The organism is Aquificaceae bacterium (assembly GCA_037722135.1).
Lineage (GTDB): Bacteria > Aquificota > Aquificia > Aquificales > Aquificaceae > Pampinifervens > Pampinifervens sericum.
Map to the genome: position 1 here is coordinate 1 of JBBKAW010000006.1, position 14,713 is coordinate 14,713.

14 protein-coding genes are annotated in these 14,713 nt (G+C 44.0%); 8 read left to right on the forward strand and 6 right to left on the reverse strand.

The window, feature by feature from the left end; translation table 11 throughout:
• Positions 1-243: hypothetical protein (locus WKI49_00425; protein MEJ7620963.1), on the forward strand; the 243-nt coding region annotated here is incomplete at its 5' end.
• A 132-nt stretch (positions 244-375) separates the two neighbouring features.
• Here the strand turns inward: WKI49_00425 and WKI49_00430 are convergent.
• From WKI49_00430 to thiC, 4 genes are all read right to left on the reverse strand, one after another.
• Positions 376-1,479 (reverse strand): glycosyltransferase, encoded by a 1,104-nt coding sequence (locus WKI49_00430; protein MEJ7620964.1) that lies wholly within the window; start codon positions 1,477-1,479, stop codon positions 376-378.
• Positions 1,466-3,712, reverse strand: a complete 2,247-nt coding sequence (locus tag WKI49_00435; protein MEJ7620965.1) for a glycosyltransferase — start codon at positions 3,710-3,712, stop codon at positions 1,466-1,468. The genes WKI49_00430 and WKI49_00435 overlap by 14 nt, the downstream gene beginning before the upstream one ends.
• Positions 3,636-4,385 (reverse strand): polysaccharide deacetylase family protein, encoded by a 750-nt coding sequence (locus WKI49_00440; protein ID MEJ7620966.1) that lies wholly within the window; start codon positions 4,383-4,385, stop codon positions 3,636-3,638. Before WKI49_00440 ends, WKI49_00435 begins: the two co-directional genes overlap by 77 nt.
• An 87-nt stretch (positions 4,386-4,472) precedes the next feature.
• Positions 4,473-5,840 carry a phosphomethylpyrimidine synthase ThiC gene (thiC, locus tag WKI49_00445; GenBank protein MEJ7620967.1) on the reverse strand — a complete coding sequence of 456 codons (1,368 nt, stop codon included), beginning with the start codon at positions 5,838-5,840 and terminating at the stop codon, positions 4,473-4,475.
• Positions 5,841-5,953: 113 nt separating this feature from the next.
• Between thiC and WKI49_00450 the strand changes: the two genes are divergently transcribed.
• Both WKI49_00450 and WKI49_00455 read left to right on the forward strand, forming a co-directional pair.
• The gene (locus WKI49_00450; protein MEJ7620968.1) at positions 5,954-6,847 is read left to right on the forward strand and encodes a M23 family metallopeptidase; all 894 of its coding nucleotides are present in this window, start codon (positions 5,954-5,956) and stop codon (positions 6,845-6,847) included.
• A gap of 3 nt (positions 6,848-6,850) precedes the next feature.
• Positions 6,851-7,312, forward strand: coding sequence for a polymer-forming cytoskeletal protein (locus tag WKI49_00455; GenBank protein ID MEJ7620969.1), 462 nt, complete (start codon positions 6,851-6,853; stop codon positions 7,310-7,312).
• On the opposite strand, the gene acs is transcribed toward WKI49_00455, so the two are convergent.
• Positions 7,264-9,156, reverse strand: coding sequence for an acetate--CoA ligase (gene acs, locus WKI49_00460; protein MEJ7620970.1), 1,893 nt, complete (start codon positions 9,154-9,156; stop codon positions 7,264-7,266). The genes WKI49_00455 and acs overlap by 49 nt on opposite strands.
• Before the next feature lie 239 nt (positions 9,157-9,395).
• Here acs and WKI49_00465 point away from each other — a divergent pair, with 239 nt between their 5' ends.
• From WKI49_00465 to WKI49_00485, 5 genes are read left to right on the forward strand one after another with little or no spacing between them, the layout of a single operon-like run.
• A complete protein-coding gene (locus WKI49_00465) occupies positions 9,396-9,653 on the forward strand; it encodes a DUF4212 domain-containing protein (protein MEJ7620971.1) in 258 nt (85 codons plus the stop codon).
• Position 9,654: 1 nt separating this feature from the next.
• Positions 9,655-11,655 carry a sodium:solute symporter family protein gene (locus WKI49_00470; protein ID MEJ7620972.1) on the forward strand — a complete coding sequence of 667 codons (2,001 nt, stop codon included), beginning with the start codon at positions 9,655-9,657 and terminating at the stop codon, positions 11,653-11,655.
• A complete protein-coding gene (locus tag WKI49_00475) occupies positions 11,652-11,882 on the forward strand; it encodes a YggT family protein (protein ID MEJ7620973.1) in 231 nt (76 codons plus the stop codon). Before WKI49_00470 ends, WKI49_00475 begins: the two co-directional genes overlap by 4 nt.
• Complete coding sequence (locus WKI49_00480; protein ID MEJ7620974.1) at positions 11,882-13,735, forward strand: putative nucleotidyltransferase substrate binding domain-containing protein; 1,854 nt, start codon at positions 11,882-11,884, stop codon at positions 13,733-13,735. Before WKI49_00475 ends, WKI49_00480 begins: the two co-directional genes overlap by 1 nt.
• Complete coding sequence (locus WKI49_00485; protein ID MEJ7620975.1) at positions 13,732-14,349, forward strand: 3'-5' exonuclease; 618 nt, start codon at positions 13,732-13,734, stop codon at positions 14,347-14,349. Before WKI49_00480 ends, WKI49_00485 begins: the two co-directional genes overlap by 4 nt.
• A gap of 100 nt (positions 14,350-14,449) precedes the next feature.
• Here the strand turns inward: WKI49_00485 and WKI49_00490 are convergent, their stop codons facing one another.
• A complete protein-coding gene (locus WKI49_00490; protein ID MEJ7620976.1) occupies positions 14,450-14,662 on the reverse strand; it encodes a hypothetical protein in 213 nt (70 codons plus the stop codon).
• Positions 14,663-14,713: the final 51 nt, after the last annotated feature.

A 14,713-nucleotide genomic window follows, 5' to 3' on the forward strand; every position in this document is an offset into this window, starting at 1 on the left:
AATACAAGGACGCTTCTCATTAGGTTCAAAGAGGGTAGCTTTGCCCATTATCTTATAGAAAACCTCAAACATAAAAGAAGCTATCAAAGATTAGAAGGTGATGATTTAAACTTCTATCTTCAGCCTCTCCTCAAACATCCGGTGGTAAAGCTCGCCTTTAGCACCGCACTGCTTGGCTGGAAGGTGGGCTTGATTTCTTTTGCGGTTTGCAGTATGTTTTTAACTCCATACCTTAAAAAGTAATCTTTAAGGAGGTAAGGCATGTTTAATGTGAGTATTCCAAGCACTATAAGTGGATGCCTTTCCACAAACATTCTGTAGCAGTTTTTCTCCCTCTCAATTTCTTGAATGAGTGCGTCTACAAGGCAAAACTTATTAAACAAGAACTCCTTGGTAAACATCAAGAAGTTTTTCAAAAGTAGCATTCCAAGAGAAATTACTAAGCACAAAGGAGCTGACCTTTTCTTTGTTAACCAGACTCACCTCGTTGCAGGCACGGACTATGGCATGGTAGAAGGCTTCCAAAGTGAGCTCTTTTACCAAAAACTCCTTAAAAGGTTGTGTTTCAAGACCCATATCATAGGCAACCAGCAGACAACCACAAGCCTGAGCTTCAAGAAAGGCAAGCCCGTAGGTCTCTCCTGTAGAGGTGCTCACAAAGATATCACAGCTTGCATAAACCTTTGCCAAATCCTCTTCTCTTTGGAGGTATCCAAGATAGGTGAGGTTAGGAAGTTTCTGAGAGAGCCTTTCTACTCTTTTCCTTAGAGGACCGTCTCCTACCACTACAAGATGGAAAAGGGTAGGGTCAAGGTGTTGAAAGACTTCTAAGAGAAGGTCTATGTTTTTCTCTGGCGAGAGCCTACCAGCGTATATCAGTTTAAATCTACCAGAGTCTATGCCAAGGGCTTTTTCAAAGTATGGGTCTCTTTTAGAGGGGTTAAAGACCTCCGTATCCACTCCGAGGTTTACAGTGATTATGTTTTCAAGACCATAAGTCCTTAAAAACTCCTCTTGCATCCTTGATGGGGTTATTATAAGGTCTGCCTTTGAGAGCTTTTTTCTTATGATGTGTTCCAAAAGGACCTTTTTGAGCTTTTCTGGAGCGGGCAAAAGCGAGAGGTCCGTCCTTATGTCAGAATGGTAAAAGACGCTCAGTAAATAGTTGTCAGACTTTAAATGATTTATGGGTTGATAGGTGCCACCCAGCTCTACCACGTGGGGCTCTTCTATTTTCAGTATTTCCCTTATCTCCGCAAAGGAGGAGAAGAACCTATAACCACCTGTTAAAGGCAGAGGAAAGGAGGGAAGCTCGTATACCTTTGTGGAGTTAATATGATATGTTCTTCTTTCCTTTCCAGGTATTATAAGCACATGCTCTATACCCTTTTTCTGCATATACTTGCTTTTTTCAAGAAGGTATCTCCTTATGCCTCCGCTTCTGCTATGAAAGTATGGGGTTATGTCAACAAGTTTCATGGACAAGCCTCCCAAGACCAGCTATGGCTAACATGTAGTCTATGTAGGTTTTTCTCATATCAAGGCTTCTTGCGTAGTATAGAGCTTCTTGAGACATGCTTCTCCTTAGGCTTTCATTGGATAGAAGAAGGGAGAGCTTTTCTACAAAGTCTTCGGGCTTTGTGGCTATAAAGCCATTTACACCCTCTTGAACATGCTCGTGAGATGCACCCTTTGAGCTTACCACTACAGGAAGACCGCTCGCCATAGCCTCTAAAACCACTTGTCCATAGGTCTCTGTTTCAGAGGGGAATAAAAACACGTCAGAGCTTGCGTAAGCGGTAGCCAGCTCCTCTCCCACCATATAACCCACAAGGTGCACGTTCTTTGGTTTTTTGTTCTCTATCTCTTTCCTATAGGGTCCATCTCCCACTATCACAAAGATGTCTTCGGGGAAGCATTTAGCAGTGTAAAGGAAAGTATCCAAACCCTTTTCTTTGGAAACCCTACCCACATACAGGATAACCCTTTGGTGCTTTTTAACTCCGAGCCTTTTAGACCAGAAGTCCTCGCTTCTTTTGTAAGGAGAGAAGAGCTCTGTATCCACACCACGTTTGAAGGTGCTTATCTTACTGTATTGTAGCCCCTTGCTTACAAAGAGCTTTTTGTAGTGTTCTGATGGGACAAAAAACCTATCTGAGATATTACCAAGGAAGACAAAGGCTTTCCATAGAAGGCTTTCCACCTCGGGGTCTCCCGTATATGTCCTTGCGTATGTGGGTATGTCTGTGTGGAAGGCAAAGGTAATCCTAAGACGTAGAATCTTACCCACAAGAAATCCCATAAGTCCAAGAGGTCCTGGCGTGGCTATGTGAACTTGAGTAAAGCCTTCCCTCTCAAGAAGGTCCATAAGCTCTATCAGGTTTGGAAGACCCATTTTTAACTCTTCGTAAAAGGGTGTGGGTATCTCCACAATAGGCTCTAAGTTTATGAGCTTTTCCTCTTCCTTCACCTGTGAGTTAGAAACTATTATTGTAAAGGGTAGGTCTTCCTCAAGGGCTATCTGTCTTATGAGCTTAGCACTTCTTGCAACGCCGTTTATATGGTGGTAGGTGTCTGTAAGATAAGCAACCTTTGGAGACCTTCCATTTAGTATGCCAAACTCTTTTCCAAGAACCTTTATCTTTTCCTCTTCCCTTTTTTGGGCGTATTTTAAAAAGGCGGGGAAGCCATGAGCCATGAGGGACAGGCACAGCTCCCCAAGGGTTTGCGGTGAGGGGCTTTTCAAAAACCTTTCCAAAGTAAAAGAGGGCAGTTTTTTTGCTATTTCCCTCAATAGCTCTGACCTTTCGGACTTTATACCAAGAAAGTTCCTCAAAAGCATACCTACCACTGGGTTGTCCGAGTGCATAAAGACATAGTCGGTTATGGGTCTAACTTCAGAGGGTATATGGTTTTTGCTCTTTAGAAAGTCATAACCCACCCTGCATACCATGTTTAGAAGCCTTTTGTCTCCCAGCTCTTCTGTATCCACATGTGTTCTTCCTTCCCATATACCCTTTAAAAAGTCCTCTTTGCTTATAGCACCCTCAACTGCAGTCCAAGTCCTTCCCACGTCCATTCCACCGTGGTCATCTGAACCTGCGGTAAAGGTTATCCTATCCCTTATCCTCTGAGGCTCTATTCTGTATCTTTCCGCAAGGGCATGTATCTTATCCCATCCATCGTAGGCACGGGCTATGGACTCTTCCACATATCTGACACCGTCTCCCCTTGTCCCGTTTATCACCTCCCAGTTGTCAAAGAGCAAGACCAACTTTTCTAAAAGGCTACGGGTTATCTTAGTTCCTTGAACAGAATATAGAGGATGGGCAAGGGAGTGGGCTATTCTATGAGACTTTAGGTATTTGACAAAATCGTAGATGTTGTTTCTTAGCCTTAAAAGGTCTTGATGTTGAGCTTCCGTGATGCCGTATACGAGCACATGAACCTTTCCCTTCTCTTCGGGAATCTCCACCGTATACTCACAGCTTATAAAGACCTCAGGAAGATGTGCCAGCTCAAGGACTCCATCTATGGTGTTGTGGTCTGTAATGGTTATAAAGCTCATACCCCTTTCTTTGAGCCTTTTGTATATTTCCATAGGCTCTGTGAGGCTCTCTGGACATCCCACCAGCTTACTGAACCAACCTCCCGGTAGGTTGGAAGCCTTTGAATGAAGGTGCAAGTCCGCTTTTGCTAAGTAATTCCCCATAGCTTATTAACCTCCTTTCCTTTTCTATATTGCTTAGTATTTCTTTCCAAAGCCTGACCTTTCTCTCGTCTCTAAAGTCTGTCATATGAAGTGCAAGCCTGAGAACTTGATGGTCCTTGTAGAGCCTTTCCATGCTGGGAAGAGCCTTTAGGCTAAGCCAAGACAGAAGATTTCTACTGCTAAAGCTAAGAACGGGAGAGCTTATGCTTTTTTCATTGCCTAAGTCTTTTATATACCACCTGTAGGCTATGCCTTCAAAACCAAGAGAGTAAAGCACATCCTCAAGGTAGGGATTTCCTATCCATGCGGGTGGCACAAAGAAGGTGGTTTTCAGACCAAGGTATTCCATAAGCTCCAAGCCTGAGCGAACCCTCTCATAGGTTTCAGTTAGGTCAAGCCCTCCAAACTCTCCCTCCCCGTCCGTCCAAAGCAGGTCTTGAAGCCTTCTTTTGCCTTTGTGTGTATAACCGTGCAATACTAACTCCGCTCCGAGGTTTTTTATGAGGTTCAAAAAGTTCCCATCCCCTCCCAGCGGTGCATATTCCCAGAAGTAAGGCACCACCAAGAGGGAAAATCTATCCAATCCCACCTCCTCTAAAAGCTCAAGAGCACTCAAAAACTCCACCCTATAGTAAGGGCTTACATCATGCAGTTCCACTATTGCGAGCTTCATGAGAATAAGGATAGGGTGGAAAAGTTAAGATTTCTTTAAGGTTTGGTTAAGATTTGGTTAAGAAGGGGGCAAAGCCCCCAAAAGGTATTATGGAGCTATCCAGTTTTCAAGATGAAGGACCTCTTCCATCTTGGAAGAGACATTTTGAGATATCTTATAGGCACAAAACTCAGGACCGCACATGGAGCAGAATTTGGCGGTCTTGTAGCCTTCCTGTGGTAGTGTTTCGTCATGGTATGCCCTTGCGGTCTCTGGGTCAAGGGCAAGTTCAAACTGCCTGTTCCAATCAAAGGCAAAGCGAGCCTTTGACATCTCAAGGTCCCACTCCCTTGCACCAGGCCAGTTCTTAGCCACATCTGCAGCGTGTGCAGCGATCTTATAGGCTATAACTCCCTGCTTTACGTCTTCAATGTTTGGAAGACCAAGGTGTTCCTTTGGAGTCACGTAGCAAAGCATTGCCGCACCATACCAACCTGCCATCGCTGCACCTATGGCAGAGGCTATGTGGTCATAACCCGGCGCGATATCTATCACAAGCGGTCCAAGCACATAGAAGGGTGCTTCGTGGCACACCTTTTGCTGTAATTTTATGTTAAACTCTATCTGGTCCATAGGCACGTGTCCTGGTCCTTCCACCATTACCTGCACGTCGTGTCTCCAAGCCCTCTCTGTAAGCTCACCGAGGACTTTGAGCTCTGCAAGCTGTGCTTCATCTGACGCATCCGCTATAGCTCCGGGTCTTAGACCATCCCCAAGGGAAAAGCTCACGTCGTATTTTTTGAATATCTCACATATCTTGTCAAAATGCTCGTATAGTGGGTTTTGTTTTCCGTGTTCTATCATCCACTGTGCCATTATGGCACCACCGCGAGAAACAATACCCATAACCCTGTGTTGAACCATGGGTAAGAACTCCCTTAGCACGCCCGCATGAATGGTCATATAAGACACACCCTGTTGAGCCTGCTCCTCTATCACGTCAAGAATAAGGTCTACAGTCATGTTTTTCACATTGCCTTTGGCTCTCTTGAAAGCTTCGTATATGGGAACTGTGCCAACAGGAACGGTGCTTACGCTAATGATGGCTTCCCTTGTTTCCTTTATGGCTTCGCCAGTGGATAGGTCCATTATGGTGTCCGCCCCATACTTTATGGCTACTTTTGCCTTCTCTACCTCTGTGGGTATGTCAGAAGCCAAGCCAGAGTTTCCTATGTTGGCGTTAACCTTTACCCTTGAGTTTATACCTATACACATAGGTTCAAGGTGCAGGTGGTTTATGTTGGCAGGTATTATCATCCTCCCGCGTGCAACCTCTTGACGGACAAACTCAGGATGTAAGCCTTCCCTCTTGGCAACATAGCGCATCTCTTCTGTTATGATGCCCTGGCGGGCAAGGTGCATCTGTGTTTTGTTTTTGTATTTTTTCCTACCCTCTATCCATTCCGCTCTTAGCATAACGAACCTCCTTTTGGTTGGTTGCGTGTCTTATTAAGATAGGCATATAGCGATTTTGTTCAATATGATTTTTGTAAGGGTTATAATTTTGAAAAGACGCTTGGAGGCTCAAGATGGAAGATAGAATTACGATAACGATTATATGGCATGATTATAGGGAACCTATGAGCTTTACCTTGAAAAAATCTTTTATAAAGATTTTGGCTACTATACCTTTTCTTGTACTTTTGACCATTATTGGTTTCAAGGCGTGGGCTCTTTGGAGTCTTGCGGAAAAGTGGGAACTTTTGGCTCAACAGGAAAAACTTTTGCAAAGGATTGCAGACTTAGAGAATGAGCGGAAAAGACTTGAAGAGCAACTTGTACAAATGACTGCAAGCCTAAAAGAGGAGTGGAAAAAACTTGAAGAGGAAAAGCGAAAGATAGAGGCGGAAAGGAACAAGGTAAACGAACTAAGTAGAAAGCTCTTGGATATACAAAGGTATCTTTCGGAAAGAGGGGTGAAGGTAAGGTCAACTGGTGCAGTGGGAGGTGGCAGTGTCTTCAAAGTTGCGGAGATGGGCGATCTTGAAACTCTGAACCGCCTTGCGGAGGAAACTTACAGTAGCCTTCGATCCCTCCCTATTGGCTATCCAGTTCTTGGAAGGATAACCTCCACCTACGGACTTCGTAAAAACCCCTTCGGCAGTGGATATGAGTTTCATGCAGGTATAGACATAGAAGCACCACAAGGCACACCAGTCAGAGTTACTGCGGACGGTATTGTGGTGTTTGCGGGCACTTATGGTAATTACGGAAAAACCGTAATAGTGAAGCATGCCAGCGGTTATTCTACCCTATACGCACATCTGTCTCAGATTGAGGTTCGTGTTGGTCAACGCGTAAGTGCGGGCCAGATAATAGGTAGGGTAGGCTCTACAGGAAGATCTACTGGACCTCATCTTCATTACGAAATTATAATAAATAACAGGCCTATAGATCCTATAAAATTCTTGACTTGGAGGTGAAGTATGTTTGGTATATGGAAACAAGAGAACCAAAGTATGAAGAAACAAGAAAACCAAGTTCGAATTCCGGAAAAGGTGGAAACCTACATAGCCCATGGTTTAGAGTTTGAGGGTAACCTAAAACTTGCAGATGGTATAATGGTGAGGATAGATGGCAGGATTTTAGGGGATGTGAAAGGCAAAGCGACCCTGATAGTAGGGAAGGGTGGGGAAATTTTAGGTAATTTGGATTTGGAGCATGTTATTATTTACGGCAAGGTTGAGGGCAACATAAAAGCCAAGGAGGTAAACCTGCAAGGTGGCGTGGTAAAGGGAGACATAACCACGGAGGTGCTTCACATAGAAAGAGGGTCTATCTTTAACGGAAAATGCGTTATGGAGGAAGCAAGTAAAGGGGGGCAAAGCCCCCAAAGGCTTCAATCTTCCAAGGTTGAAACATCTCCCACGGGAAGCCCAAGCTCCTGAGCCTTTAGCACCCTTCTCATTATCTTTCCGCTTCTTGTCTTGGGAAGTTTTTCCACAAACTCTATCTCGTCTGGAACTGCTATAGCACCCAAGATTTGTCTCACATGCTGTTTTATCTCTTCCTTAAGGTGGTCTGTTGGTTCAACGCCCTTCTTTAGAATTACAAAAGCCTTTATGGACTCACCTTTTATCTCGTGAGGTTTTCCTATAACCGCTGCTTCTGCCACCGCTGGATGGTCAACTATTGCACTTTCCACTTCCATAGTTCCTATCCTGTGTCCTGCCACATTGAGCACATCGTCCGCTCTTCCAAGTATCATTATGTAGCCCTCTTCGTCGTAAGAGGCAAGGTCTCCTGCAAAATAGTATCCTTGGATGGTATTCCAATACTTTTCATACCTATCTGGCTCACCCCAGCAGGTTCTAAGCATGGAGGGCCATGGGGTTTTTATAACGAGGTTTCCAACCGTGTTTGGTGGAAGTTCTTTGCCTTGACTGTCTACAACTGCCACCTCTATGCCAAAGTAGGGTTTTCCTGCCTTTCCGGGCTTAGCAGGGTATGCAGGAATAGTAGTTATCATATGCATACCTGTTTCTGTTTGCCACCAAGTGTCTACTATGGCACAGTTTTCCCTGCCTATGTGCTTGTAATACCAATGCCAAGCTTCGGGGTTTATGGGTTCACCCACAGAACCCAGTATTCTCAGAGAAGAAAGGTCATACTTGGCAGGCCACTGCTCTCCATACCTCATAAACATCCTTATGGCAGTAGGTGCGGTGTAGAAAACATTTACCCTATATTTTTCCACATAGCTCCACCATCTTCCGGGGTCAGGGTAATCTGGTGCACCCTCTGTTATCAGAGAAGTAACTCCGTTGGCAAGGGGTCCATAGACTATGTAGCTGTGTCCAGTTATCCATCCTATGTCCGCAGTGCACCAGTAAATGTCATCTTCATGAAGGTCAAAGGTTATCTTTGTAGTAAAGTATGTGCCCACCATGTAGCCACCGGTGGTATGGAGCACACCCTTGGGTTTGCCTGTGGTTCCAGAAGTGTAGAGTATAAAGAGAGGGTCTTCTGCGTCCATTTCCACGGGTTCACAGTTTGGAGAGCTGTTTTTAACAAGCTCATCAAAGCTCACAAAAAGTCCTCCAGAGCCATTTAACACATCACCGTCCCTGTCCCAGACCACCACCTTTTCCACAAAGCCAAGACCATCTATAGCCCTTTGCACTGTGGCAAAGAGGTCAATCTTTTTGCCTCTTCTTTTCGTATAGCTGGCGGTTAGCACCACCTTTGCCTTTGCATCTTCAATTCTGAGTCTGAGAGCCCCTTCGCTAAAACCTGCAAAAACCACGCTATGTATTGCACCAATTCTGGCACACGCAAGCATACAAGCTATAGCTTCTATGGTATTAGGCATGTATATGGAGACCCTATCTCCCTTCTTAACACCAAGGGACTTAAGACCATTGGCTATACGGTTTACAAGCTCCAAGAGCTCGCCGTAGGTTATCTTCTTTTCCCTTCCATCCTCGTCCACAAAGATGTAAGCAACCTTGTTTCTTCTTCCCGCCTGCACGTGCCTGTCAAGGCAGTTGTAGGTTATGTTGGTTTTGCCGTTTACAAACCATTTGGCGTAGGGGTAGTTCCACTCAAGCACCTTGTCCCACTTTTTAAACCAGTGTAGCTCCTCTGCCACCTTCGCCCAGAAGGCTTCCCTGTCCTTGATGGACTCTTGGTATAAACTGTCGTAGTCCTTGACCCATGCCCTCTCCACTATGTGGGCTGGAGGACTATACTTTTCTTCCACCTTGAGGTGAACCTCTTCCCTTACTTCCATGTTAAACCTCCTATGTGGGTTTATTTAAAAAGTATAACCCAGCAATGTCCTTGTGTAAATGCAAGCGTTAAAAATAGGTGTTTATAGTTTAAAATCCTTAGCAATACAGTCAAAAACATACGATTTTTATCACATAGTTTTGAAATACAGGCATAAATATATGCTAAAGTTAATACACTCTTGACACGAAACAAAAAACCTGTAAAATAAATCACAAACTTTTGAAAGGAGGTAAAACCATGCTGCCAAAAGAACAGCTGGAAAGCTATTGGCGGGAGAACCGAAACCTTATGATTCTGGTTCTCCTAATCTGGGCTCTTGTCTCCTACGGTACAGCTCTTATATCGGGCTGGCTCAACAAAATAGTTATATTTGGTTTCCCTCTTGGTTATTACATGGGGGCTCAGGGTGCTTTGATAGTTTTCCTTATTCTTATCATCTTTTATGCAAAGAAAATGGACAGTGTAGATAAAAAATACGGAGTAGAGGAGGATTAATATGGTGGATAGGAATTTTATAGAAAGGCTAAGAAAGGTATACGCCATCTACACTGGTGGTCTTATATTGCTTCTTATTCTTCTTTACATTGGTGAAAAGTTCTTTGGACTTTCTCCCACCTTTATAGGCTATGTTTTCCTTTTCGGAACTATAGCGGTATATGCTGCCATAGGTATTATTTCAAGAACGGGTCAAGTTGCGGAATACTATGTGGCAGGAAGAAGAGTGCCTGCGGTTTTTAATGGAATGGCAACTGCAGCGGACTGGATGTCCGCAGCCTCTTTTATAGGAATGGCTGGAGCTCTCGCACTTCAGGGTTATAACGGTCTTGCCTTCATTATGGGATGGACTGGAGGATACGTGCTTTTGGGTGTCCTTATAGCACCCTATCTGAGAAAGTTTGGTGCATACACCATTCCAGACTTCTTGGATGCTCGGTATGGTGGCAAGTTTCCGAGGTTTGTAGGTATAGTGGCAACTCTTATAGTGTCCTTTACCTACCTTGTTGCACAGATAACTGGTGTTGGAATAATCGCCAGCAGGCTCTTGGGTCTTCCCTTTGAAGTGGGCGTCTTTGTGGGTCTTGTAGGTATTCTGGTCTGCTCCTTTCTCGGTGGTATGAAGGCGGTTACATGGACGCAGGTCGCTCAGTATATAGTGCTAATAATAGCCTATCTAATACCAGTGACCGTGCTCTCTTATAAATACACAGGCAATCCCATATCTCAAATATCCTATGGCTTTGCTCTTCAGGGTATAGAGCAAAAATTTGCACAGCTAAGGGAAGACCCAAAGGAGCAGGAAGTTAGAGAGATATGGAAAAAGAAGGCAGAAGAGCTAAAGGCAAAGATAGAGGCACTGCCTCATAGCTGGGAGCAAGGCAGAAGGGAGCTTGAGGAAAAGCTAAGGGCTCTGCCTGCGGACGACCCCCAAAGGGCGGAGATAGAAAAACAGCTAAAAGAGTATCCTAAGTCTCCCGAGGAAGCCAAGGAAAAGTGGACTAATGCCATGAAAAAGGCAACTGAGGCTTCTAAACCTCCAAAATCCTACATAACTCCTCCCTCTGATGCAAAGGACATGGTAAACTTTCTTGCACTCACGCTTATACTTATGCTCGGAACCGCAGGACTTCCACACGTTATAATGAGGTTTTACACCACACCAACGGTAAGGGAAGCAAGAACCTCTGCAGGATGGGCTCTCTTCTTCATACTTCTTCTATACATAACCGCACCAGCTTACGCAGCCTTTGGAAGGTATGAGATGCTAAACTTGGTAGGCAAAGCCTTTAGTGAACTTCCTGACTGGGTCCAAAAGTGGGCAAAGGTAAACCTAATAACCATAGAGGACCTAAACGGAGATGGTATAGTGCAGTTTGCAGAGATATCCATACATCCAGATATGATAGTGCTTGCTACTCCAGAGATAGCTGGTCTTCCTTATGTTATAGCTGGCTTTGTGGCAGCGGGAGGTCTCGCTGCAGCACTTTCCACTGCGGACGGACTACTTATTACCATCTCTAACGCCATATCTCACGACCTTTATTACAAGATGATAAACCCTAACCTTTCACCTTCTACAAGGGTTAAGATAGGAAAAGCCCTACTGCTTGTGGTTGCTCTTATAGGCGCCTATGTTGCCAGCTTCAGGCTTGCTATAATCGTTGAACTCGTTGCCTGGGCTTTCTCTCTTGCCGCAGCTTCTCTCTTCCCAGCTCTTGTGCTTGGCATATGGGACAAAAGAATGAACAAGCAAGGAGCTATAGCGGGTATCATTGTAGGTCTTAGCGTAACCATCATATACCTATACCTTAGCAGGTTCAAAGGCATAGAGCTTTTCGGCATAAAACCCATAGCATCCGGTATATTCGGCATGCCTCTTAACTTCCTGGTTGCCCTTGTGGTCTCAAGGCTTACACCACCCCCACCCAAGCACATTCAAGACTTTGTGGACAGCATACGCTATCCAAAGGGTGCAGTAAAGGCTGGAGCTCAGGAATGATGGAGCAATTCCTCAATTACACCCTTGCCTTTTATATGTGGCTCGTCCTTGGGCGAGCCGCCCTCTCCTTTTTCACAACAGATAGAAGAAACTTCTTCTACAACATGCTTTATATGCCTACAGAACCCGCATATAGGCTCTACAGGAAGTTTCTTCCCTGTTGTCATACCCTTGCCATAGTCATAACCCTTTTACTACTTAGATATGCGGTCATAAAGTTACTCTAATGTTAGACGCAGAAAGGTTTCTCTCGGAGATTGAACCCTTTAACCTTCTCAGTGAAAAGCAGAGAAGAGCTATAGCCTATAACCTATTGGTGGAATGCTACAAAAAAGGTGAGGTAATATTTAAAGAAGGCTCAAAACCTTTAGAGTTTCTATACATACTTAGAAGTGGCAGTGTTCTGCTTGAGAGAGAAGGAGAGCCAGTGGAATACCTCCATGAAGGTGAGTGCTTTGGATATGTGTCTTTGATGAGCAAAAACCCACCAACTTCAACCGCAAAGGCTGTAGAAGATAGTGTGGTTTTTTTACTTAACAGAAAGATTTTTAGCTCCCTAATGGGAGAGCACGAAGGCTTTAGAGACTATTTTACTCAGAAACTGGCAAGAAGATTGGTTGCCTCAAAAAAACAGCATACCTCCACTGTAGAAAAACATATGGAAGTTCTTCTTGAAGACCTAAATCTAAGACCACCACTTACCCTTGATGGCTCTAAGACAGTTGAGGAAGCTATAAGAGAAATGGTGGCAAAGGATAGCACCTATGTTCTTGTAAGACTTCAAGAGGGTCTGGGAATACTAACCGAGAGGGATGTGCTAAAAAGGGTATTAGCCAAAGGGCTAAAGCCAGAGGAAGTAAAACTGAAAGATGTTGCCACCTTTCCAGTAGTTTCTATAGAAAGCAATAAAACCCTTTACGAAGCCATGGTGCTTATGGCAAGGCATGGCATAAGGAAGATACTCGTTCTCAAAAACAGCACACCCATAGGCTTGCTTGAGGACAGAGATATCATAGCCTACGAGAGTAAGAATGCGGTTCTACTTATAAAGGAAATAGACAAGGCAAAGACAGTGCAGGAGCTAAGATACCTTTACGGACTCGTAAGGGAGCAGGTGTTGGATTTGGTCTTTCATGGCACAGACCCAGAAAAACTTGGAGAATACATATCAGAGATAAACGACCGCTTTATGAAAAGGGCAGTTTACATAGCCTTGAATAGGCTTGGAGAAGAACCCCTCGTTCCCTTTAGCATAATGGTCTTAGGAAGCGAGGGCAGGAAGGAGCAAAGCCTAAAAACAGACCAAGACAACGCACTTATATATCAAGACTATCCTCTTCTTGACTTTGAGCCAAGGGCATATTTTGAAAGGTTTTCAAAAGTCTACATAGAGGTTCTTCTTCAGATAGGCTTTCCGCCGTGTCCTGGCAACGTGATGATATCAAACCCCTTCTGGAGAAGGTCCGCAGGAGAATGGGAAAGGGTAGTGTCAGAGTGGATTGAAAAGCCAAAGCCAGAAAACATACTTAACGTGGCTATCTTCTTTGACTTTAGAAATGTGTTTGGAGATCAGACTTTGGTGCAGAAGCTCTGGGAGCACGTGAAAAATAGCATAGAGAAAAACCCGGGCTTTATTCCCTTCCTTGCGGTAGATGCAGTAAGGTTTAAGCCACCTCTTGGATTTTTTAGAGACTTTGTAGTAGAAAGAAGTGGAGAGCATAAGGGCGAGATAGACATTAAAAAGGGTGGCATATTCCCCATAACTCAGGGTGTGCGAGCCTTAGCACTTGAAAAGGGTATATCTCAACAGAACACCTTTGAGCGTATAGAGGAGTTAAGTAAAAACGGAGTTTTAACACCAGAATATGCAAAAGACTTAAAGGAAGCCTACAGATTTCTCCTTGGTATAAGGTTCAAGTTTCAGGCACAAAAGATAAAAGAAGGCAAAGAGCCAGACAACTACATAAACCCTGACCAACTATCAAAGGCAGAAAAGGGAACGCTTAAGGATGTATTCAGGATAATAAAAGAGTTTCAAGAGTTTCTATATGAAAGATACAACTTGAGGTATTTTGAATGATAAGGGCTCTCATAGATAAACTCTTAGGGAGCAGGGAAGAGCTTAGCTGGGAGGTAAACAAAGAGACAAAAATTGAGGACCTGTGCTTTGTAGTCTTTGATACAGAAACTACTGGGCTTGACCTTAAAAAGGACGAAGCTTTAAGTATTGGTGCGGTAAAGATAGAAAACCTCAGAATAGACCTAAGCAAAAATTTCTATGCCCTTCTAAAGCCTACAAGGGAATATAACGAATCAATAAAAGTGCATGGTATAACTCCAGAGGATTTACGCAGTGCAAGAGAGAGAAAGGAGATATGCATGGAGTTTTTAGAATACGCAAGGGGGTGTATACTTGCGGGATACTTTCTTCAAATTGACATATCCATGCTCAAAAAGCTTATAAAAGAGGAATGTGGATTTTCTCTAAAAGCCTACGCCCTTGACCTGCTTGACTTGGTGGAACACAAGGGTAAAGTGCCAACCCTTGAAGAACTTCTAAAAATCTTTAAACTTCCCATATCAACCCAACACAACGCCCTTGAGGATGCATATATGACCGCCCTCTTGCTGTTAAGACTTCTGAAAGACGGAAACTACAAGAAACTCAAAGACCTTCCCGTTAGGAGATTTTAGTTCTGTATTGAGCCTATGGAGCTAAGAGTGTATACGATTAAATTGGGGTTAACCCCTTCTTTAAGCCTTTCCGGTTTATAGTTTTCAATCCTTAGCGTGGTTATGTTGCCTGCAGGCAAAGAACCAAAAAGCTATAACAGTCCTCAACCCTTAGGCTCATCGTGCCATACAGTAAAAAGCAAAGACACAAGACCTTGTAGAGGAGCATATGCATCTCTCTAAACTCATCAAAGCACCTATCCCTATCTTGCAATGGCTTGGCTATGCTTTTGTTGGCGTTATAAATGAGTTCGTTAAGCAATCCAATTGCCATAGTTCCTCATCCTATAGAAAAATATTCCACAGGACGAGGTTTCGCAGGCAA